This window comes from uncultured Aquabacterium sp., assembly GCF_913773725.1.
Taxonomy (GTDB): domain Bacteria; phylum Pseudomonadota; class Gammaproteobacteria; order Burkholderiales; family Burkholderiaceae_C; genus Aquabacterium.
The window spans coordinates 1-20,261 of record NZ_CAJYGK010000052.1; the positions used below are offsets into that span (position 1 = coordinate 1).

Annotated in this window: 24 protein-coding genes; all 24 read left to right on the forward strand. The window is 66.1% G+C overall.

The genetic code is table 11. The annotated features are described in order from the left end of the window. Positions 1-839, forward strand: an 839-nt coding sequence (locus QZ709_RS05775) for a helicase-related protein (RefSeq protein WP_294636322.1), incomplete at its 5' end; no start/stop codon positions are given. A gap of 359 nt (positions 840-1,198) precedes the next feature. Next, positions 1,199-1,777, forward strand: a complete 579-nt coding sequence (locus tag QZ709_RS05780) for a PilL N-terminal domain-containing protein (RefSeq protein WP_034027956.1) — start codon at positions 1,199-1,201, stop codon at positions 1,775-1,777. Beyond that, on the forward strand, positions 1,774-2,415 hold the full coding sequence (locus QZ709_RS05785; protein ID WP_034027955.1) for a hypothetical protein: 642 nt from the start codon (positions 1,774-1,776) through the stop codon (positions 2,413-2,415). The genes QZ709_RS05780 and QZ709_RS05785 overlap by 4 nt, the downstream gene beginning before the upstream one ends. Positions 2,416-2,429: 14 nt before the next feature. Next, positions 2,430-3,155, forward strand: coding sequence for a TIGR03759 family integrating conjugative element protein (locus QZ709_RS05790; RefSeq protein WP_034027953.1), 726 nt, complete (start codon positions 2,430-2,432; stop codon positions 3,153-3,155). Beyond that, positions 3,137-3,742 carry a transglycosylase SLT domain-containing protein gene (locus tag QZ709_RS05795; protein WP_058135853.1) on the forward strand — a complete coding sequence of 202 codons (606 nt, stop codon included), beginning with the start codon at positions 3,137-3,139 and terminating at the stop codon, positions 3,740-3,742. Before QZ709_RS05790 ends, QZ709_RS05795 begins: the two co-directional genes overlap by 19 nt. Then, positions 3,739-4,287, forward strand: a complete 549-nt coding sequence (locus QZ709_RS05800; RefSeq protein ID WP_023124763.1) for an integrating conjugative element protein — start codon at positions 3,739-3,741, stop codon at positions 4,285-4,287. Before QZ709_RS05795 ends, QZ709_RS05800 begins: the two co-directional genes overlap by 4 nt. Positions 4,288-4,291: 4 nt before the next feature. After that, positions 4,292-6,475: a type IV conjugative transfer system coupling protein TraD gene (gene traD, locus QZ709_RS05805; RefSeq protein WP_058135856.1), complete on the forward strand. Its 2,184-nt coding sequence runs from the start codon at positions 4,292-4,294 to the stop codon at positions 6,473-6,475. Then, positions 6,472-7,221 (forward strand): TIGR03747 family integrating conjugative element membrane protein, encoded by a 750-nt coding sequence (locus tag QZ709_RS05810; RefSeq protein ID WP_058135858.1) that lies wholly within the window; start codon positions 6,472-6,474, stop codon positions 7,219-7,221. The genes traD and QZ709_RS05810 overlap by 4 nt, the downstream gene beginning before the upstream one ends. A 98-nt stretch (positions 7,222-7,319) precedes the next feature. Next, on the forward strand, positions 7,320-7,703 hold the full coding sequence (locus QZ709_RS05815; protein ID WP_058135860.1) for an RAQPRD family integrative conjugative element protein: 384 nt from the start codon (positions 7,320-7,322) through the stop codon (positions 7,701-7,703). Further along, on the forward strand, positions 7,700-7,933 hold the full coding sequence (locus QZ709_RS05820; protein ID WP_022579861.1) for a TIGR03758 family integrating conjugative element protein: 234 nt from the start codon (positions 7,700-7,702) through the stop codon (positions 7,931-7,933). Before QZ709_RS05815 ends, QZ709_RS05820 begins: the two co-directional genes overlap by 4 nt. Positions 7,934-7,949: 16 nt before the next feature. Then, positions 7,950-8,309: a TIGR03745 family integrating conjugative element membrane protein gene (locus QZ709_RS05825; protein WP_058135862.1), complete on the forward strand. Its 360-nt coding sequence runs from the start codon at positions 7,950-7,952 to the stop codon at positions 8,307-8,309. A gap of 13 nt (positions 8,310-8,322) precedes the next feature. Then, on the forward strand, positions 8,323-8,733 hold the full coding sequence (locus tag QZ709_RS05830; RefSeq protein ID WP_058135863.1) for a TIGR03750 family conjugal transfer protein: 411 nt from the start codon (positions 8,323-8,325) through the stop codon (positions 8,731-8,733). Continuing rightward, positions 8,730-9,422, forward strand: a complete 693-nt coding sequence (locus QZ709_RS05835; protein WP_294636323.1) for a PFL_4703 family integrating conjugative element protein — start codon at positions 8,730-8,732, stop codon at positions 9,420-9,422. The genes QZ709_RS05830 and QZ709_RS05835 overlap by 4 nt, the downstream gene beginning before the upstream one ends. 5 nt (positions 9,423-9,427) lie before the next feature. Continuing rightward, a complete protein-coding gene (locus QZ709_RS05840) occupies positions 9,428-10,357 on the forward strand; it encodes a TIGR03749 family integrating conjugative element protein (RefSeq protein ID WP_294636326.1) in 930 nt (309 codons plus the stop codon). After that, complete coding sequence (locus QZ709_RS05845; RefSeq protein WP_058137606.1) at positions 10,347-11,756, forward strand: TIGR03752 family integrating conjugative element protein; 1,410 nt, start codon at positions 10,347-10,349, stop codon at positions 11,754-11,756. Before QZ709_RS05840 ends, QZ709_RS05845 begins: the two co-directional genes overlap by 11 nt. Continuing rightward, entirely contained in the window at positions 11,737-12,186 is a 450-nt protein-coding gene (locus tag QZ709_RS05850) for a TIGR03751 family conjugal transfer lipoprotein (RefSeq protein ID WP_042919405.1), read from the forward strand. The genes QZ709_RS05845 and QZ709_RS05850 overlap by 20 nt, the downstream gene beginning before the upstream one ends. Next, positions 12,186-15,080, forward strand: a complete 2,895-nt coding sequence (locus tag QZ709_RS05855) for a conjugative transfer ATPase (RefSeq protein WP_294636324.1) — start codon at positions 12,186-12,188, stop codon at positions 15,078-15,080. The genes QZ709_RS05850 and QZ709_RS05855 overlap by 1 nt, the downstream gene beginning before the upstream one ends. A gap of 15 nt (positions 15,081-15,095) precedes the next feature. Next, positions 15,096-15,860: a thioredoxin domain-containing protein gene (locus QZ709_RS05860; RefSeq protein WP_034027938.1), complete on the forward strand. Its 765-nt coding sequence runs from the start codon at positions 15,096-15,098 to the stop codon at positions 15,858-15,860. Between the two features lie 186 nt (positions 15,861-16,046). Then, positions 16,047-16,541 (forward strand): DNA repair protein RadC, encoded by a 495-nt coding sequence (gene radC / locus QZ709_RS05865; protein WP_026383922.1) that lies wholly within the window; start codon positions 16,047-16,049, stop codon positions 16,539-16,541. Positions 16,542-16,685: 144 nt separating this feature from the next. Continuing rightward, positions 16,686-17,132: a TIGR03757 family integrating conjugative element protein gene (locus QZ709_RS05870; RefSeq protein WP_114249774.1), complete on the forward strand. Its 447-nt coding sequence runs from the start codon at positions 16,686-16,688 to the stop codon at positions 17,130-17,132. Continuing rightward, complete coding sequence (locus tag QZ709_RS05875; protein ID WP_058137603.1) at positions 17,129-18,076, forward strand: TIGR03756 family integrating conjugative element protein; 948 nt, start codon at positions 17,129-17,131, stop codon at positions 18,074-18,076. Before QZ709_RS05870 ends, QZ709_RS05875 begins: the two co-directional genes overlap by 4 nt. Before the next feature lie 10 nt (positions 18,077-18,086). Then, positions 18,087-19,493: an integrating conjugative element protein gene (locus QZ709_RS05880; protein ID WP_294636327.1), complete on the forward strand. Its 1,407-nt coding sequence runs from the start codon at positions 18,087-18,089 to the stop codon at positions 19,491-19,493. After that, a complete protein-coding gene (locus QZ709_RS05885; RefSeq protein ID WP_058137601.1) occupies positions 19,490-19,846 on the forward strand; it encodes a hypothetical protein in 357 nt (118 codons plus the stop codon). The genes QZ709_RS05880 and QZ709_RS05885 overlap by 4 nt, the downstream gene beginning before the upstream one ends. Positions 19,847-19,858: 12 nt before the next feature. Further along, positions 19,859-20,261 (forward strand): conjugal transfer protein TraG N-terminal domain-containing protein (locus QZ709_RS05890; RefSeq protein ID WP_294636325.1); only part of this gene is annotated, 403 nt, incomplete at its 3' end.

A 20,261-nucleotide genomic window follows, 5' to 3' on the forward strand; every position in this document is an offset into this window, starting at 1 on the left:
CCATCTTCCTCAAACTCAAGGACATCGGCGGCAACGTCCTGCCGCCGTATGACGAGGAGTTCCGCGAAGTCGCGATGGACACGGCGCAAGCCGCGGCCTACCGCGACCTGGCGGGTCGGCTGACCGCAGAGCTGAAACAGGCTCTGGCGCGACGCGATACGACCTTGCTGGGGGTGGTGCTCAACGTGCTGCTGGCCTGGCCGGATTGCTGCTTCCGGTCGGAGACCGTGGTGCATCCGCGCACGCGCAACACCTTGGCGTTTGTCCCGGCTCAGTTCAATGAGTTCGAGATCAGCCCCAAGGAGCGTGAGCTGATCGATATCTGCAAAGCGGAGAAGGAACAGGGCCGCAACGTTCTGGCCTACACGGTCTATACCGGCACGCGCGACACCACGTCGCGCCTGAAGGGGCTGCTGGAGCAGGAAGGCTTCAAGGTGGCGGTACTGCGCGCAAGCGTGGATGCCAGCCGCCGAGAAGACTGGATCGCCGAGCAACTGGACCGTGGCATCGACGTGCTCGTCACCAATCCCGAGCTGGTCAAGACGGGACTGGATTTGTTGGAGTTCCCGACGATTGTGTTCATGCAAAGTGGCTACAACGTGTACTCGCTCCAACAGGCAGCACGCCGCTCCTGGCGCATCGGGCAGAAACAGCCCGTGCGCGTGATCTACCTCGGCTATGCCGGTTCCTCGCAGATGACCTGCCTGGAACTGATGGCCAAGAAGATCATGGTCTCGCAGTCCACCTCGGGCGACGTGCCCGAATCGGGGCTGGATGTTCTGAATCAGGACGGTGATTCCGTCGAGGTCGCACTGGCCCGGCAATTGGTCACCGCCTGATTTCCACGCCATCGCCGGCCTAGCGCCGCCGGCTTTCTATTGTTCACAACTTGCAGCCCCACTCGCGTTCTTCGTGGGCGGGGCTGCGTTTTTTCTTTGGCGTGCTACGGCAGCCACCCTGCAATTGATTCGCGAAGTACACCGTTTTTCGTCCCATATTGCGGCTTAACTGCAAATCCGCCTATTGATCCATGAGCTACTGGTTGTGCGCAACAACGGGTGCGTCTGTACCGCCTGGACGATACGCAGTAGGCATCCGGGTCGCCCCTGAAACCGGGCACTACCCAGTTCGCATTCCTGGCTGACCGCACGGCACCGTGCCGCCAAGGTATCGGCATCGCAACAGAAGAGCCGATGCCATGCCCGCAACCCATGTATCCCGGCGTCTGGTCGGCGCTGGTCTCCTGGCCGCAGCGCTGGCCAGCGGCTGCGCCACCACGACCGCGCCGCTGGTGCCAGACGCCATAGAAGGGGTCTCCTCCGCTCCCGAACCCGAGGCCCCCGAGTTCATTCCCGTCGTGCGCTATGGCCGCTACACGCTGGTCGAGCTGACACCCACGGCGGCGCAGCGTGACTTGCTGTTGCAGACCATCGACGTGTTCATGCCCGAGGATGCCCGTGCCACGGTGGGCGATGGCCTGCGGCATGTGCTCAAACGCAGCGGCTACCAGCTTTGCGAGACGCCTCGCGCCGTGACCGAGTTGTATGTGCTCCCGCTGCCGGCGGCGCACCTGCATCTTGGCCCCATGACCTTGCGCGATGCGCTGCTCACCCTGGCTGGCCCGGCCTGGGAACTGCATGCGGATGAACGGGCACGGCAGATTTGCTTCGAGCGGCCTGGAGGCAGTGCGACCGCCGAGCACGCACACGAGCCGCCCGCTGCCGAGGCGGTGCAGACGTTTCCGCTGATGCCTTCGGGTTCGGGAGGCCAGCCATGAATGCCGCGCAGTCTCCCCGTCGCCCGATCACCGCCGTGGTGGTGCAGAGCCTGATGTGGCTCTGGCTGATCAGCCTCAGCGTCTTCGTCGCTCTCGGCTACCAGGCGGTGAACGACCAGACCGACCAGAATCAGCTTGATACCCGCCTGCAACGTCTCGAAGCGCAGGCGATGGGCCTGGCCGAGACCATTGATGCCATCCAGCAGCGTCCAGCCGTCGCAACGGCGGCAGACCTCAAAGACACCCGCGAACTCCTGGAAGCACGCGCTGCTCAGGTCGAAAAAGCGCTGAGCGGCTATGCCGCTGCCGAAGACCTTCAGGCGCTGCGCACCGAAGTCGAGCAAATCAAGACACGCCAGACTGTTGCGCGTGCCGCAGCGTCCGCCCAGCCGCGCGTACCGACCAGGCCCACCGCCAAGCCGGAACCGCCGCCACTGCCGTTCCGCATCGTCGGCGCCGAACTTCGCGCCGGCCAGCGCAGCCTGTCCGTCGCGCCGAACAACGGGAACTTCACGCCCGACCAGCTTCAAGTGCTGCTTCCCGGCGATGCCGTCGGCCCGTGGCGCTTGCAGGCAGTCGAGGGCAACACCGCGGTGTTCCAGGCCGGCGACCAGACCCGTCGCATGGCGATTCCTTGAGCGGAGCGCACGACATGAAACCGTCGATCATCCTTTCCGCGCTCCTGCTCGCGTCTGCCCAGTTGCCCGCCTGGGCGCAGCAGCCGGCCACGGCCTCCGCCCGCAATGCGCAGAGCCAGGAGCGCCTCCTTGTCGCCCGCATCCTGGACGACCGGGTGGCAAGCGACTGGGGCCTGCAACCGCAGGAGTGGGCGCGCTATCGCGAACTGATGGACGGGCCGTTGGGCATCTACTCGCCCAACCTGGACCCGCTGTCCGCCCTGGGCATCGAGGCGCGCACCGACGAGGAACGGCGCCGTTACGCAGAGCTGCAGGTGCAGGTCGAAGCGCGCCGCGTCGAGAAGCTGCTCGCCTACCAGCGTGCCTACGACGAGGCCTGGCAGCGCCTGAATCCCGGCATGCAGCGAGTGAACCTGCCTGACGACAAGCCCAACGCGGGTGCCGAACGCGGCTCCGGCCGCACGGCGGTGTTCGTCAAGGACGGCTGCGCGGCCTGCGGGCAGCTTGTGCAGCGCCTGCAATCCTCTGGCACCGAGTTCGACCTGTACATGGTTGGTAGCCGCCAGGACGACACACGTATTCGCGACTGGGCCAAGCGTGCGAACGTCGATCCGGCGCGCGTGCGCAGCGGTGGCATCACGCTCAACCATGATGGCGGGCGGTGGCTGTCGCTGAGCTTGCCCGGCGAGCTTCCAGCAGTCGTGCGCGAGGTGAACGGCCAATGGCTGCGCCAGCCTTAGTGGCCACCTCCGTTTCGCAGTGCTTGCGCGCACTGGCGCTCGCGGCGGGCCTGTGCGCCTGCGCCGCCCATGCCCAGGAGATTCCGCCACCGGCTTACCAGCTTGCCGCTCAGCGAGCGGGCATCCCATCGACGGTGCTCTACGCGGTGGCCTTGCAAGAGAGCGGCATTCGACGCAACGGGCGCATCGTCCCGTGGCCGTGGTCGCTCAACGTCGCCGGCCAGTCGCACCGCTTCGCCACCCGTGCCGACGCCTGCGCCGGTTTGCAGCAGGCAATGCACTCCACGCCGCACACACGCATCGACGCGGGCCTGGGCCAGATCAACCTCGGCTACCACCAGCAGCGCTACGCCAGCCCGTGCGACCTGCTCGACCCATACAGCAACCTCGCCATCGCCGCTGAAATTCTGAAGGAGCAGCACAGCTCGGACGAGGACTGGTTACTGGCAATCGGTCGCTACCACCGTCCTGCGGGCGGAGAACCTGCCGCCCGTTACCGGCGCAGCGTGTCGCGCCACCTTGCCCGCGTGCAGGGCACACACCCAACCACCGCGGCCCTCGCTGCGCGCCAGGAGAGCACCCCATGAAAACATCCCATTTGACCCATCTCACACTGAAGGGCTTGCTCGTGCTGCTGGCGGCTCTGCCGCTGGCCTCACGTGCCGGCGATCAGCTGATCGTGGTCGAAGACCGTGGCGGCACGTCGGCGCTGCCGTACTACGAGGCTCTGAATCTTCAGCCGCGCGCCGATGCTCCAGCCCGACCGCCCATCCCGATACTCACGGTGCCCGCCACGCCCATGGATGAGGCCGCGATGTTGCCGGTGCGCAGTGCCAAGCTCACGCCTGGCACCGTCGCGCGGCGGGTGATCGAGGCACCGGGCCTGCGGCCTTTCGTAGTCGTCGGCGACGACGAGGCTTCCCACGCCTGGCTTCGTCGCCAGGCAACATCGCTGCGCGAGCGCGGCGCGGTGGGCCTGGTGGTTAACGTCGAGACCGTGCAGGGCCTGGCACGGCTGCGCGCCCTGGTGCCCGGCGTTCCCCTCGCGCCTGTGGCCGGTGACGACCTGGCCGAGCGCCTGGGTCTGCGGCATTACCCGGTGCTGATCACAGCCACCGGCATCGAGCAATGAAGCCATGTCGGGGAAACAGCCGGTCGAGGTTCTGCTGCGCCCAGCGGTGGAGTTCTATACCGTCGCGGCGTGTGCAGGCGCCGCGTTTCTGTCCCTGGTGGCCCCGTGGTCGCTCGCGCTGAGTCCGGCCATGGGCGTCGGCAGTGCGCTGGCGTTCTGTGCCTACGGTGCCATCCGCTACCGCGATGCCCGCGTCATCCTGCGCTACCGGCGCAACATTCGCCGCTTGCCGCGCTACGTGATGACCAGCAAGGACGTGCCGGTCAGCCAGCAGCGTCTGTTCGTGGGGCGCGGGTTTCTGTGGGAGCAGAAACACACCCATCGGCTGATGCAGACGTACCGACCGGAATTTCGCCGCTACGTCGAGCTGACGCCGGCCTACCGGCTGGCGCGCAGGCTGGAGGAACGGCTGGAGTTCGCGCCGTTCCCGCTGTCCCGGCTGGCCGCGCTCACGGGCTGGGATGTGCCTTTCAACCCGGTGCGCCCGCTGCCGCCTGTGGGCGGCCTGCCGCGCCTGCACGGCATCGAACCCGATGAGGTGGACGTCAGCCTGCCGCTGGGTGAGCGCGTCGGGCATTCGCTGGTACTGGGCACCACGCGCGTGGGCAAGACGCGGTTGGCCGAGTTGTTCGTGACTCAGGACATCCGGCGCAAGAACGCCGACGGCGAGCACGAGGTCGTCATCGTCATCGACCCCAAGGGCGACGCCGATCTTTTGAAGCGGGTGTACGTCGAGGCCAAGCGTGCGGGCCGCGAAGGCGAGTTCTATGTCTTCCATTTAGGCTGGCCGGACATTTCCGCGCGCTACAACGCCGTGGGCCGCTTTGGGCGCATCAGCGAGGTGGCCACCCGTGTTGCAGGGCAGCTCTCCGGGGAAGGCAACAGCGCGGCATTTCGCGAGTTTGCGTGGCGCTTCGTCAACATCATCGCCCGTGCCCTGGTGGAACTGGGGCAGCGCCCGGACTACATGCTGATCCAGCGCCATGTGATCAACATCGACGCGCTGTTCATCGAGTACGCCCAGCATTACTTCGCCAAGACCGAGCCCAAGGCCTGGCAGGTGATCGTCCAGATCGAGGCCAAGCTCAACGAGAAGAACATCCCGCGCAACATGATCGGGCGCGAAAAGCGCGTGGTGGCGCTGGAGCAGTACCTCTCGCAGGCGCGCAACTACGACCCGGTGCTCGACGGCCTGCGCTCGGCAGTGCGCTACGACAAGACTTACTTCGACAAGATCGTCGCATCGCTGCTGCCGCTGCTGGAGAAGCTCACCAGCGGCAAGATCGCCCAGCTTCTGGCCCCGAACTACTCCGACCTGGCCGACCCACGCCCGATCTTCGATTGGATGCAGGTGATCCGAAAGCGCGCCGTGGTCTATGTCGGCCTCGATGCGCTGTCCGACGCCGAGGTCGCCGCGGCGGTCGGCAATTCCATGTTCTCCGACTTGGTTTCGGTCGCTGGCCACATCTACAAGCACGGGATCGACGACGGCCTGCCGGGCGCCTCGGCTGGCTCGCGCGTGCCGATCAACGTCCATGCCGATGAGTTCAACGAGTTGATGGGCGACGAGTTCGTCCCGCTGATCAATAAAGGCGGCGGTGCTGGACTGCAAGTCACCGCGTACACGCAGACGCTCTCGGACATCGAGGCCCGCATCGGCAACCGCGCGAAGGCCGGTCAGGTGATCGGCAACTTCAACAACCTGTTCATGCTGCGGGTGCGCGAAACGGCTACCGCTGAATTGCTGACCCGGCAATTGCCGAAGGTCGAGGTCTACACGACCACCATCGTCAGCGGCGCGACCGACAGTTCCGACATTCGCGGCGCGACGGACTTTACGTCAAACACCCAAGACCGCATCAGCATGTCCAGCGTGCCGATGATCGAGCCATCGCACATCGTCGGCCTACCCAAAGGCCAGTGCTTCGCGCTGCTGCAGGGTGGCCAGCTTTGGAAGGTGCGCATGCCGTTGCCGGCGCCAGACCCGGATGAAGTGATGCCGGCGGACTTGCAGCAACTCGCGGGGCACATGCGCCAGAGCTACAGCGAGGCCACACAGTGGTGGGAGTTCACCAGCTCCCCGCTCTTGCAGGACGCGGCCTTGCCGAACGACCTGCTCGATGAGGTGGCCATCGCCACACCCAGCACCGACACGGGCGACACGGCCAGCGAAGAGACCGCGCCATGAGCGATGCCGCCTCGACTGCGCAGCGCGAGCAGAACCGCCGCCAAGGTCTGATCGTCGGCACCATTACCTTTCCGTTCCGACTGCTCGGGGTGCTGGTCGGCTCGCTGCTGTTCTCGATCCTGATGGAGTGCATCGGCATGCACCTGTTCTGGAAGGACCAGGGCTGGCAGCACTCCCAGCAGATGCTGCAGTACGAGTTGGGGCACCTGTCCAAGCACTTCACACGCAGCGTGGTCGTGCAGGAACCGGGGCGCACGGCGCACGCGCTGGTGGACACAGCCTACGAATGGGTGTTCGTGCGCTCAGGACTGCTGGAGCGCATGAGCCAGACCGCCGAGCGCGCCCGAGCGCCCAGCCAGGGGCAAGCGCGGAACTTCCGCTACTTCATCAGCCAGGTCTATGTCTGGACGGAGAGTTACTTGATCGCCGCAGCCTTCACGACGCTTACTTTCCTCGTGCGCCTGCTGATCCTGGCGCTCACGCTGCCACTGATTTTCACGGCGGCATTTGTCGGTTTGATCGACGGCTTGGTGAGGCGTGACGTGCGCCGGTTCGGCGCGGGCCGCGAATCCGGCTTTATCTACCACCGAGCGAAAGCCAGCCTGATGCCACTGGCCGTGCTGCCCTGGGTCACGTACCTGGCCTTGCCGATCTCGGTGCATCCGCTGCTGATCCTGCTGCCCAGCGCCGCCATGCTGGGACTGGCTGTGAGCCTGACGGCGGGCAGCTTCAAGAAGTACCTCTAGGCCATCAATCCGGTCATCCGCAGGTTCTTATTGTTTGCGGCCTGATACGCCTCTGATCGCCACGATCAAGCCATTGCTGATCACACAGGAATGGCGCGATGTTGGCTCCGATCTGGCTGCGCGCCGCGCATCGCGGCGTGCCCACTTTTCTCGTGACTGCCCTGCTGCTGGGGCAGTCTTCGATGGCGTTGGCCGAATCCCCGGCACAGCGCCAGGAGCTGATCGCGGCGCTGCGTCAGCTCGACGCGCTGGAGCGCACCGTCACGGGCGGCGCTGCACACGCGCCGATCCAGCCGGGCGAGCGCTACCACTTCGACTACCCGCGGCTCCTGGCTGACCTGGCGCGCATGCGCGCCGGCATCCAGTTCCACCTGACGCCATCACGCGCCCAGCCACGCGACCCCTCCGAACTGGGCGGCGACTACCGCGCGGAGCGGGCCGCCCCGCCATCGCTGCCGACGACTGCGCAGGGCAGGCCATGAACGGCGCCCAGGTCTCGGCATTTCAAGCCAACAGCGGCATCGCGCCTTCGGCGATGGCGACCGTCCTGGTCGGCGTCGTGTTCGCGGTTCTGCTCGTCTGGGGCGTCTGGGCCATCCGAACGGCCTATGTGGGGTGGGCCGAGAACCGCCTCAACCAACGCCAGTTCCTCGGCGTCTGCATCCGCTTCGTCGCGATGTACCTCGTGCTGACTTTCTTCCTCCTCTCCTGACCTGAAGGGATTGACCATGCCAAACCGCATCCTCACTACTCGTTTTGTCCAACGTGCCGCCGTCGCCCTGGGTGCCGCCGCGCTGCCCGCACTGACGTTCGCGCAAGGCCTGCCGCAGTTGGAAAACCCGACCCGCGGCGCCGGCAGCGGCATCATGGAAACGATCAGGAACTACGGCTACGACATCATCATGCTCGTGGCCCTGTTGGTGGTGGCGTCGATGTTCATTGGCGTGTGCTACCACGCCTACGGCACCTACGCGGAAATCCACACCGGCCGCAAGACCTGGGGCCAGTTCGGTCTCACGGTCGCCATCGGCGCCGTCCTGCTCGTGATCGGCATCTGGCTGCTCACCGAAGCCACCGGCATCCTGTAAGCGAGGACGGGCCATGTCCGAGCAACAGCATGTCCGTGCCGATGGGACGGTCACATTCCTTCCACACCGGCTCAACAGGCACCCAGTGGTCGTGCGCGGCCTCACCGCCGACGAGTTGTGGATTTGCTGCGGCCTGTCCGGCGCCGCCGGCCTGGTGGTCGGCGCGCCGCTGTCGTGGGTGTTCCGCACGATCGCTATCGCGCCAACCTTCGTCGTCCTGGGCGTGGCGCTGGGCGTGTTCATTGGCGGCGGCATCCTGCGCCGTCTCAAACGCGGGCGTCCCGACACCTGGCTGTACCGGCAGTTGCAATGGCGCATCGCCACGCGCCATCCGCTGATGGCCGGTTGGATGGGCGGCCATGTGCTGATCTCGCGCTCTGGCTTCTGGACTACCCGCAGGGGCACGCACGGGGGCGCGCGATGAGCCGCTTCAAGAACGAGATCACCCACCTGCAGGCGCACATCAAGACGCTGCGCCTCGGCGCGGGTGCGCTGGTCGTCGTCGCCCTGGTCATGGGCGGAGGCTGGTGGAGCGCTCCCCGCGACCTGACCATCCACGTTCCGCCTGACCTGCGCTCCGGCAGTACCCGCAAGTGGTGGGAAGTACCGCCTGAATCGGTCTATGTGTTCACGTTCTACGTGTTCCAGACGCTCAATCGCTGGCCGACGAATGGCGAAGAAGATTACCCGCGCAACCTCCACACGCTCTCGCCGTACCTCACCCCGTCCTGCCAGGCATTCCTCAAGGCGGACTACGACTACCGCCGCAGCACGGGCGAGCTGCGCCAGCGGGTGCGTGGCATCTACGAAATTCCCGGTCGCAGCTATGGCGACAACCCCACGGCGCGCGTGCGTGTGATCTCCGACCGCGACTGGGTGGTGACGCTGGACATCAGCGCCGACGAGTACTACGGCGCCGAGCAGGTCAAGCGCGCCCTGGTGCGCTACCCCGTGAAGGTCGCGCGGGTGGATGTCGATCCCGCCCGCAACCCGTTCGGCCTGGTACTCGACTGCTACGAGGGCACGCCCCAGCGCATCAGCACCCCGGAGCCGACGCGCCCGGTGCCTGGTGGCCTGACGCCGCAAGCGCCTCAAGGAGGTAATTCCCCATGAAGCCCATGAAGCATCCTGTACTCGCGCTGCTTGGGCTGCTGGCCGTGGCCGCCGCAGTGGTCGTGTCCCCCGCTGTCCAGGCGGTGGAGATCCTGCGGTGGGAGCGCATGCCGCTGGCAGTGCCGTTGAAGGTCGGCCAGGAGCGCATCGTGTTCATCGACCGAAACGTCCGCGTGGGCGTTCCCGCAGGCGTCGGTGAGCGCTTGCGCGTGCAGAGCGCGGGCGGCGCGGTGTACCTGCGCGCCAGCGAGCCGATCGAGCCTACACGGCTGCAATTGCAGGACGCCGACACCGGCGCGCTGATCCTGCTCGACATTGCGGCGGAGCCGCCCAAGGACGGCGAAGCCGAGCTGGAACCGGTACGCATCGTCGAGGGCAACAGCACACCGGCACGGTATGGCGATCAGCCTGACGGTGCCGATGCGCCCCAGGCGCGCGCCGAGGATCAGGCGGGTACCCGGACGGCGCGGCGCGAAACGCTAATCCCCGTCGTGCTGACACGTTTTGCTGCGCAGAACCTCTACGCGCCGCTGCGCACTGTGGAACCCTTGCCAGGCGTTATGCGGGTCAACCTGCGCAGCGACCTCGACCTCGGCACGCTGATGCCGACCTTGCCGGCACGCGCGGTCGCACTCGCCTCGTGGCGCCTGGAAGACCAGTGGGTCACTGCCGTGCGCCTGACCAACACCAGCGCCGGCTGGGCCACGCTCGACCCGCGCGTGCTGCAAGGCGATTTCCTCACCGCCACCTTCCAGCACGAGGCGCTTGGCCCGCGCGGAACCCCCGAGGACACCACCGTCCTGTACCTGGTGACGCGCGGGCACGGCCTCGCGCAATCGCTGCTGCCGACGATCCATCGCTTCGACCCCGCTGTGCATCTCCCGCAGCCCAAAGCAGCAGCCAGCGACGACAGGGAGGCCCGCCATGCGCAGTAACGGACTCCTGAAGTGGCTGCTGATCCCCGTGGCCCTGCTGGTGCTGTTCGTCGCCATCCGGCTGTTCTCCGGTGGCGGTGCGTCGGCGCCGCCCACCGCAGATGGCAGCAGCAGGCTCACGCCGGAGGAAATGAAGGCGCTGGGCATCGAGGGCGATACCCCGCGCGACACCGTGGCAACACTCGTTGCCCAGGTGAAGCAGTTGCGTACCGAGCTTCAAACCGCGCTGTCCGACAACAGGTCGCAGCGTGAAGAGAACCAGCGGCTGCGCCAGCGCGAGAACGCCATCGACCAACGCATTAATTCGGCCCTCGAATCCGAGCGCTCCAACCTGCGCCGCGACCAGCAGCAGGCGGCCAGCACGCGCCAGCAGACCGAGGGGCTGCTCGCCGACCTGCAGCAACGCCTGGACAGCATCGGCGGACGTGGCGGCGGCCATGCCGATTTGCCGGTGGGGCTGGGCCTGCATGACGGCGACGAGGCCGGCATGGAAGGCGGTATGCGCTGGGTGGAGCCTGATGACGCGAAACAAAGCGACGGACGCGGCAGGTCGAATGGCGGCATAAACTTCCCCACCAGCTTCGGCTCCTCGCAGAGCACGCTGGAAACCACAGCGCAAACCGTGGCAAACGCGGGCGCACGCGCGGCTGGCGTCAAGAGCGCGATGCCCGTCTATACCGTGCCGACCAACTCGACGCTGATGGGGTCGGTGGCAATGACGGCGCTGATTGGCCGCGTGCCGATCGACGGCACGGTAAACGATCCATACCCCTTCAAGGTCTTGGTCGGGCCGGACAATTTGACCGCGAACGGCATCTACATCCCCGATGTGGCCGGGGCCGTGTTCTCCGGCACCGCATCGGGCGACTGGACGCTCTCGTGCGTGCGCGGCCAGGTGCGCAGCATCACCTTCGTGTTCCATGACGGGACCATCCGCACCATTCCCGAGGATCGCGAGGGCAACCAGCAGAACAACCAACAACGTGACGGCCTGGGCTGGATCAGCGACCCGCATGGCATTCCCTGTGTCAGCGGCGAGCGGCGCAGCAATGCGCAGCAGTACCTCGGCACCCAGGCGCTGATCACGGCGGCTGGCGCAGGCGTGGCCTCGCTCATCGAATCCGACAGCGGCAGGGCGTCCTATGTCGGCGCCGACGGCTCCATCGGCAGCGTGGGCATCAGCGGCCAGGAAGCCGTGGGCCGGATTCTCGCCAGTGGCGTTCAGGACATGTCGAGCTGGGTCAACAAGCTCTACGGCCAGGCCTTCGCTGCCGTTTATGTGCAGCCCGGTGCCAAAGTCGCCGTCCACCTCGAAAAGCCGCTCGCCATCGACTTCGATCCAGAAGGCCGCAAGGTCGATCACCGCGCAGGAGAAAGCCATGCTCTCGAACTTGAATAGCTGGGCTCAAGGCCTGGCGCTGGCCTTAGCCGTCGCGCTGCTCGGCGGCTGCGCCACCAGCAAGGAAAAGCTGCTGACCCACGGTGACCGCACGATGATGGACATCTGGCAGCAGGAGGCCGGCGACGGCGGTGGCGCGGCCGGACGGAATGCCGGCCGCCAACTGCTCGATGCGCGCCAGAGCCTGCGCCGGCCCCTTACAGAGGTGGACGTGCAGGCCGCGCCCGCCGAGCAGATGCGCTATACGCGCACGGCGCGCAACGAGGTCTATCGCCAGTTCCAGCGCCTGCCCAACCCCGACCTCGTGATGTACGTGTATCCCCATTTGGCGGGCACCGACCCGGTGCCGATTCCGGGCTATACGACCGTGTTCCCGCTGTACCAGCGCGTGCAGTACGCCATGCCAGGCGAGCGCGTGGAGGACTACTGATGCGCTGGAAACTCCCCTGGCCGAAGCTGGCCGCGTCCGGCGCTGCCGATGACGAGCAGCCGGACGGCTGGCAGCGCCACGTCGAGGCACTGCACCAGGCCGGCCTCCCCGAACCTGGCGCGGTGGTGCAAGCTCGCAGGCCGGCGACCATGGCAGACGAGCAGGCGCTGTACGAGGTCGCGCCGTCGTTCGTGGAACTGCTGCCCTGGGTGGAGTTCCTGCCACAGTCGAAGGCCATGTTGCTGGAGGACGGGCAATCGGTGGCGGCGTTCTACGAGCTGGTGCCGCTGGGCACCGAAGGCCGGGAACCTGGCTGGCTCGCGCAGGCCCGCGATGCTTTGGAGAACGCGCTGCAGGACAGTTTCGATGAACTGGACGAGAACCCCTGGGTGCTGCAGCTCTACGCTCAGGACGAGCCCAGTTTCGACCAGTACATGCAGACCCTGCGCGACTATGTGCAGCCGCGCGCCCGTGATACGGCGTTCAGCGAGTTCTACCTGCGCTTCTTCGGCCACCACCTACGCGCGGTGGCCAAGCCGGGCGGCCTGTTCGAGGACACGGTAGTCACGCGGTTGCGCTGGCGCGGCCAGACCCGGCGTGTGCGCATGGTGGTCTATCGCCGCGTGACCGGGCAAGGGCAGAACAGCCGTCGCGGGCAGACGCCTGAGCAGATGCTCAATATCGTCTGCGACCGCCTGTGCGGCGGACTGGCGAACGCCGGCATTCAGGCCCGGCGCATGTTGGCTGCGGATGTTCATGACTGGCTGCTGCGCTGGTTCAACCCGCGCCCCACGTTGCTTGGGCCTGGGGCCGAAGACCGGGAGCGCTTCTATGCACTGGCGCGCTACCCCGACAGTGCGGAGGACGGCGAGGACGGCGAGATCGAATTGGCGAGCGGGCGGGATTTCAGCCAACGGCTGTTCTTTGGCCAGCCGCGTTCCGACGTGGCGCACGGCACCTGGCATTTCGACGGCATGCCGCACCGCGTGCTGATCACCGACCGCCTGCGCATGCCGCCGGGCACGGGGCACCTGACCGGCGAAACCCGCAAAGGGGACGCCATCAACACGCTGTTCGACCAGATGCCCGAGGACACCACCCTTTGCCTGACGCTGGTCGCCACGCCGCAGGATGTCCTTGAAGCGGATCTCAATCATCTGGCGAAGAAGGCCGTGGGCGAAACCCTGGCGTCCGAGCAGACGCTCAAGGACGTGCATGAGGCCCGCTCCCTGATCGGCAGCGCGCACAAGCTCTATCGCGGCACGCTGGCGTTCTACCTGCGCGGGCGCGACGAGGCGGAACTGGACCGGCGCGGCCTCGACCTGGCGAACGTCATGCTCAACGCCGGCCTGCAGCCGGTGCGTGAGGACGACGAGGTGGCGCCGCTCAACAGCTACCTGCGCTGGCTGCCGTGCTGCTACAACCCCGGCCAGGATCGGCGCCGGTGGTACACCCAACTGATGTTCGCCCAGCACGCGGCGAACCTCTCGCCCGTGTGGGGCCGCGCCCAGGGTACGGGGCACCCCGGCATCACGATGTTCACCCGCGGCGGCGGGCCGATCACCTTTGATCCGCTCAACCGCCTGGATCGGCAGATGAATGCCCATCTGGTCCTGTTCGGCCCGACAGGTTCGGGCAAGTCGGCGACCCTCAATAACCTCTTGAATCAGGTCACGGCGATCTACCGTCCCCGCCTGTTCATTGTCGAGGCCGGCAACAGCTTTGGCTTGTTCAGCGACTTTGCCCGGCGCCTGGGCCTGACCGTGAACCGGGTCAAGCTCGCGCCGGGCTCGGGCGTTACCCTGGCGCCGTTCGCGGATGCGCGCCGGCTGATCGAGACGCCCAGCGACGTGCAGACGCTCGACGCCGATGCGCTGGACGAAGACCTGCCACCCGATGCTGTGGCCATGGAGGCGGATGAGCAGCGCGACGTGCTGGGCGAATTGGAGATCACCGCGAGGCTGATGATCACCGGTGGCGAAGACAAGGAAGAAGCCCGGATGACGCGGGCCGACCGCTCGCTGATCCGTCAGTGCATCCTTGATGCCGCTGAGCACTGCCACAGCAAGGATGGCGAGAAGCGCACCGCGCTCACGCGCGATGTGCGCAATGCGCTGCGCACGCGCAGCCAGGACCCGACGCTGCCGGAAATGCGGCGTGTGCGACTGCTGGAGATGGCCGACGCCATGGACATGTTCTGCCAAGGCACGGACGGTGAAATGTTCGATCGCGACGGTTCGCCGTGGCCCGAAGCCGACATCACCCTGGTCGATCTGGCGACCTATGCGCGCGAGGGCTACAACGCGCAGCTCTCCATTGCCTACATCAGCCTGATCAGCACGGTGAACAACATCGCCGAGCGCGATCAGTACCTGGGCCGCCCGATCATCAACGTCACCGACGAAGGGCACATCATCACCAAGAACCCGCTGCTCGCCCCCTACGTGGTGAAGATCACCAAGATGTGGCGCAAGTTGGGAGCCTGGTTCTGGCTCGCCACACAAAACATCGACGATCTGCCGCGCGCCGCAGAGCCCATGCTCAACATGATCGAGTGGTGGATCTGCCTGTCGATGCCACCCGATGAGGTGGAGAAGATCGCCCGGTTTCGCGAACTGTCACCCGCGCAGAAAGCATTGATGCTTTCCGCGCGCAAGGAAGCCGGGAAGTTCACCGAGGGTGTCATCCTCTCCAAGAGCCTGGAAGTGCTGTTCCGGGCCGTGCCACCGAGCCTGTATCTCGCGCTCGCGCAGACCGAACCCGAGGAGAAAGCCGAGCGTTACCAACTCATGCAGCAGCACGGCATCAGTGAACTCGACGCGGCCTTCAAGGTGGCCGAGAAGATCGACCAGGCGCGCGGCATCGAGTCGCCAGCCTTGGGCCTGCCGCAATAGCCGCCGGAGACTGCCGTGAAACCGAAACGTCCTTTCGTTCCTATGCCGGTGCAGGCGTCCCTCCGTCGGCGCTCGCGCAAGCGCTGGCCCTGGGTCGTGGCCGCTGGATTGATCACGCTGCTGCTGATCTGGCTCGTGTCCCGCGCACCCGGCGAACCCGCGTCGTTGGCTCCCGCGCCGGTCAGTACAGCGCAGGTGGCCGGGCCGCCCTGGCAGATGGGCAACGCGCAGGGCCGATTCACGCTGACGCTCTATGCCGACCTCGAATGTCCGTTCTGCCGAGCGTACTTCCCGAAGCTCAAACGCTGGGTGGGCGCCAACGCGGACGTAGCCCTGCAATGGCACCACCAGCCGCTGGCCGCGCACGAACCGGCCGCCTCCGCCGAAGCACGCCTGGCCGAGTGCGCCGCCGAAAGTGGCGGGCATGCGGCCTTCTGGCAGGCCATCGAATGGGTCTATGCGCACACGCGTAGTGACGGCCTGGGCTTGCCCGAGGGCCTGCGCTATCCCGGCCTCAACCCAGCCGTCGAGCAGTGTTTGGCCAGCGAGCGGCCCGAAAGGGTGATTCGCGCTCAGGCCGAGGAAGCCACCAAGGGCGGCGTGACCGCGACGCCATCGCTTCGGCTGCATGATCGTCAGACCGGCCAGGCGATCCTGCTGCAGGGGCCGATCGAAGGCGATGCACTGCTGTCGGCCATGGACATGCTGGCGGTTGAGGATGCCGCCGCTGCACCTGTCACCGAAATGCCTGCCGACGTCGTCGGCGACATGCCCAGGTAGCCCGCGGTCATTGAGGCTACGGCGCAGCACGCTGCGCTGACCGCTACCCGTTCGCCTCGCATCCTGGCCGCGAACGATCACCGCTGCTGTGGTGATGGATGCACCTTGTTCCCTTGTTCCATTCCCAGGAGGGCCTGCCCTCCTGGGGCATGTGTGCCCTCCGATTTCCCTGCCTGGAGGTTCGCCATGTCTGTCGTCATCAATGACTCCTGCCTGGAGTCGCTTTCCGATATTTCTGTTCAGAACGAGGACTGGATCGTTCAGCAAGCCATCGTGTTGCTGGAGCGACGGGTTTTCAAAGCAGGGCCACGTCTTGAACGGCCCGCTGCGGTCAGGGACTACCTTCGCTTGAAGCTGGTCGCCGAGCCCAATGAGATATTCGTCGTCGTGTTCATGAACAGCATGCACGACGTGCTGGCCGTGGAGCCGATGTTCCATGGAACGATCAATGCGACCTCGGTTTATCCGCGTGTCGTGCTGCAGCGAGCGTTGCAACTGAACGCCGCTGCGGTCATCTTCGCCCATCAGCACCCCTCGGGCACCACCGAGCCATCCAATGCGGATCGCTTGCTGACAGAGCAGTTGAAGACGGCCTTGGCGCTTATCGACGTGCGGGTACTCGACCATTTTGTGATTGGTCAGGGCGCACCGTACTCGTTCGCCGAGTCTGGTCTTTTGTAATCACAGCGGGGGCTTCGGCCTCCGCTTTTTTCCATGCGGCAGCACCGAACAGGTATGCGGGGTGCCCGCGATGCGCATTGTTTGTTGGGGCGGCAGCGGGTTCGCGTTCGACTATGGCTCTGATCAACTTCCAGGGCACGCGACATGCCAGCATCTTTATTCCGCTTCGCATCCGGCTGGCGAACCCTTGGCCTGGCCGTTGCACTGCCGGCATCCTTGGCCGTTTTCAGCCCCGCCACCTTCGCAGCCAATGTGGTGGTCGTCACCGACAGCCGCCACCCGGTCAAGACCATGGGTGGCGAGCGGTTGATCGAGTTGGATGAAGGCCCGCGCATCGAAGCCGAGCTTTCCGCACAGCTGCCCGCCGATCCTGAGCAGGCCACGGCCATCGTCAAGCGCCGCCTGAACAACGGCGGTGCCGACCTCCAGCGCCGCATTGCGTCGGCATACCAGGGCGTTGCCGACGCCTGGAGCCTGAGCGTCACCAGCATTCCGGCGGTCGTGGTGGATCAGCGTTACGTGGTCTATGGCGAGCCGGACGTAGCCCGTGCCGTCGCGCGCATTGCGCAACACCGGAGGCCGCAGCCATGACCCGACCCTTCGAGCGGATGCGCCGTCTGCGTGCTGGCGTGGCCTCGGTGCTGCTGCTCAGCGCTACCGGCAGCTACGCCCTCAACACCGCAACCATCGTTGGCTCAGTGGCATCACCAGACTGCCTCGAATACCGCGTCGTCGGCATCTGCTACTGGCTCTACTGCACCTGGACGGGCTGCACGGTGCGCACGTCCATCAAAGTCCGCCACTACATCCCCGATGCGGTCGTCTCCAGCTACAGCAACACCGGCGAGAACCCCTGGGTCGAAGTCCGGGCGATGAGCGCACCCAACCCGTCCGCACAGGCCGGCGGTGACGGCACCACCAACGAAGACCACGAGAACAATCTCGCCAAGTTCAAGAACGCAGACGTGATCGGCCACCCCGGCGTCGAGGTGTTCAACCAGTTCGTCTCATCCTCGGGCTACTTCTGCGAGGGCGCGGGCACGGCGTTCATGCCGTACCTGCTCAGCACCCTGGACACGCTGGCCTGGCGTTACAACGTGCCCGAGATGGTCTACCCGGAGGCGCTGATTCCGGGTAGGCGCGAGGTCGGCGCGCGCACCACGCTGAACCTGTGGGGCAACGTGTATCCGCGTGGCGGTTTCCTGCACCAGGCCGACGACCACAAGGCTGGCGCCGTGGTGGCCCAGCGCGCTGGCGATGTCGTCACGCGCCGTGGACAAATCCACGTTTATCAGCCGCTGCTCGCCAACTCGCGGCCCGGCTACTGGCCTGCCGGTGCGCTGATGGAAGGCGATGCCTCGACGGGCAAGTGGCAGGAACTCACGCCCGTCCTGTCCTCTTCTTGCACGGTGTTCCCGCGCGGCGGCTTCCTGACCCAAGCCCAGCAAGGCGACTACGCCTGGGCGCTGTGGCGGCCCTATGCGTGCTGCGAACGCCGGGGGCAAGTGTTCCTCGGCAGCGTCGATTTCCAATGAGGGTACGGCGATGAAGCGTCCTGAACTGATGATCCTCTCCCCAACGGCACGCCGCCTGCTGCGTCCAACGGTATTGACTGGGGTGCTGGCTGGCGCACTCGTTCTTGGCGGCGGCCTGGCGTGGGCGCAGACCGGCTTTCAGACCGGCGGCTCCGTGATCGGCGACGAGGTGATGTATTCGATCGGCGGCGGCAGCGCAGTGTCCATGGGCCGCGCTGCCGGCATGCGTTCGATCGGCGTCGGCGTGGGCTGGAACAGCAACCTGATCTGCGGCGACATGAGCATCCAAACCACGCTGCGCAACCAGCTCAACGGCATCACCAACGGCTTTCAGCAGATCATGAGTAACGTGATCCAGAGCGCCACCAGCGCGGTGGCATCGCTGCCTGCGTTGATCATCCAGCGCGCCGATCCCGGCCTGTACAACCTGCTGACCAACGGCGTGCTGCAGGCGCGGCTGGATTTCGACCGTTCCAAGCTGACCTGCCGCGCCATGGCCGAGAAGATGGCCGACACGGCGGGCGGACAGCTTGGCTGGAGCCAGATGGCCGAAGGCATGGCGCTGCGCGACGCAGTATCGAGCACGGATGCCGTGTCGGCGATTGAGCAGGCGGAGACGCGCCGGGGCAACGACGGCGTGCCCTGGGTAGGCGGCAGTAATGCGGGGGGCGCGGGCCAGTCCGCCATCCGGGTGGTCGGCGACGTCACCCGTGCGGGCTACAACCTGGTCAACGGCCGCAGCGTGACCGACACGTCGTCCATCGCTTCCGCCAGTTGCGCGAGCCTGTCCTGCCAGACTTGGACGTCGCCACAACAAGCGACTGAATGGGCCACACGGGTTCTTGGGGAACAGGTGCAGCGCACCTGCGATTCCTGCACCAAGACCGAAACGGTGCCCGGCGTCGGGCTGACGCCGCTGATCCAGGATGAGTACGAGGCAAAGCTGGAAGCCTTGCAGGAACTGGTCTCGGGAACGCGCAACACCACATTCGAGAACCTGCGCGCAGCTGGTAGCACCTGGCTGCCGATCACGCGCGGCGTCATCGAGGCGCTGCGCGACGAACCAGACCAGGACCTGCTGGCGCGGCGCCTGGCCTCGGAGGTGGCGCTGTCGTCGGTGCTGGAGAAGGCGCTGCTGCTCCAGCGCACGCTGCTCACCGGCAAGAAAGAGCCCAACGTCGCGGCGAACCAGTTGGCGGTCGAGGCCGTGAACAACGAGAGTGACACGCTCGACCGCGAGATCCGCAACCTGAAGACCGAGCTGGAGCTGCGACGCGAGCTGGCGAACAACTCGCCGATGGCCATCATCCAGCGCCATGGCACACGCGCGGCTGGCTCGCGTGGCATTTACGAAGGCGATCCCATTCCCGACCGTCTCGACCAGCTCCAGAAGGGCAATCCGGGAGGCAACCCATGAACCCGTCGCATGCCAGCTGGCTGCTCAACCGGCGCACGACGAAGGCGCTGCTGTGGACGGTGTTGCTCGTTACCGCCGCTGTGGGCGCCAACGTCGTCGGCATTTACCTCGTCGGCAGCGTCGCCAGCTGGGAGCGATGGTTGACGGCTACGGCGGGTTACTTCATGGCGTGGCGACTGTGCCTGTACGGTGCGACCGCCTACGGCTGGGTCTGGATGCGCCGCCGGCTGCTGGCGCGTGAGGCCCAACGCGGGGCGGATAGACAGGCGCGGCGTCGCCTGGTGCGCAGCGAGATCGCCGGCGTCGCCGCCATTGTGGCGTTGGAAGCCAGCCTGTTGATGCAGGCCGCTTGAGGGGGCGAGGACATGACGCTTTTCACCACCGACTACCTGGAGTACTACCTCACGCTGGTGTCGTGGATCGTCCATAACGGCATATGGGCCGTGCTGGTGGCGAGCGGTGTCTTCGCGCTGCCTTTCATTGCCATCATCGTGCAGGAATGGCTGAAGGCCCGTGCGGAGGGTGCCGACGAAGGCAACAAGGGCGTGCTCTCGGCTGCGCGCATCGAGAACCGGGTGTTCGTTGCCATCATGGTGGTGATGTTCGCCGGTATTCCATTCATCGACGTGGACCTCAACACCATCCGCTACGACAGCGCACGCTCGGCCCAATGCCAGGTCAGCGTGCCGCAACCCACGGATACCGGCTGGTCACAGTCCTTCAGCACTATCAACAACCAATCGGCGAAGGTGCCCGTCTGGTGGGCCT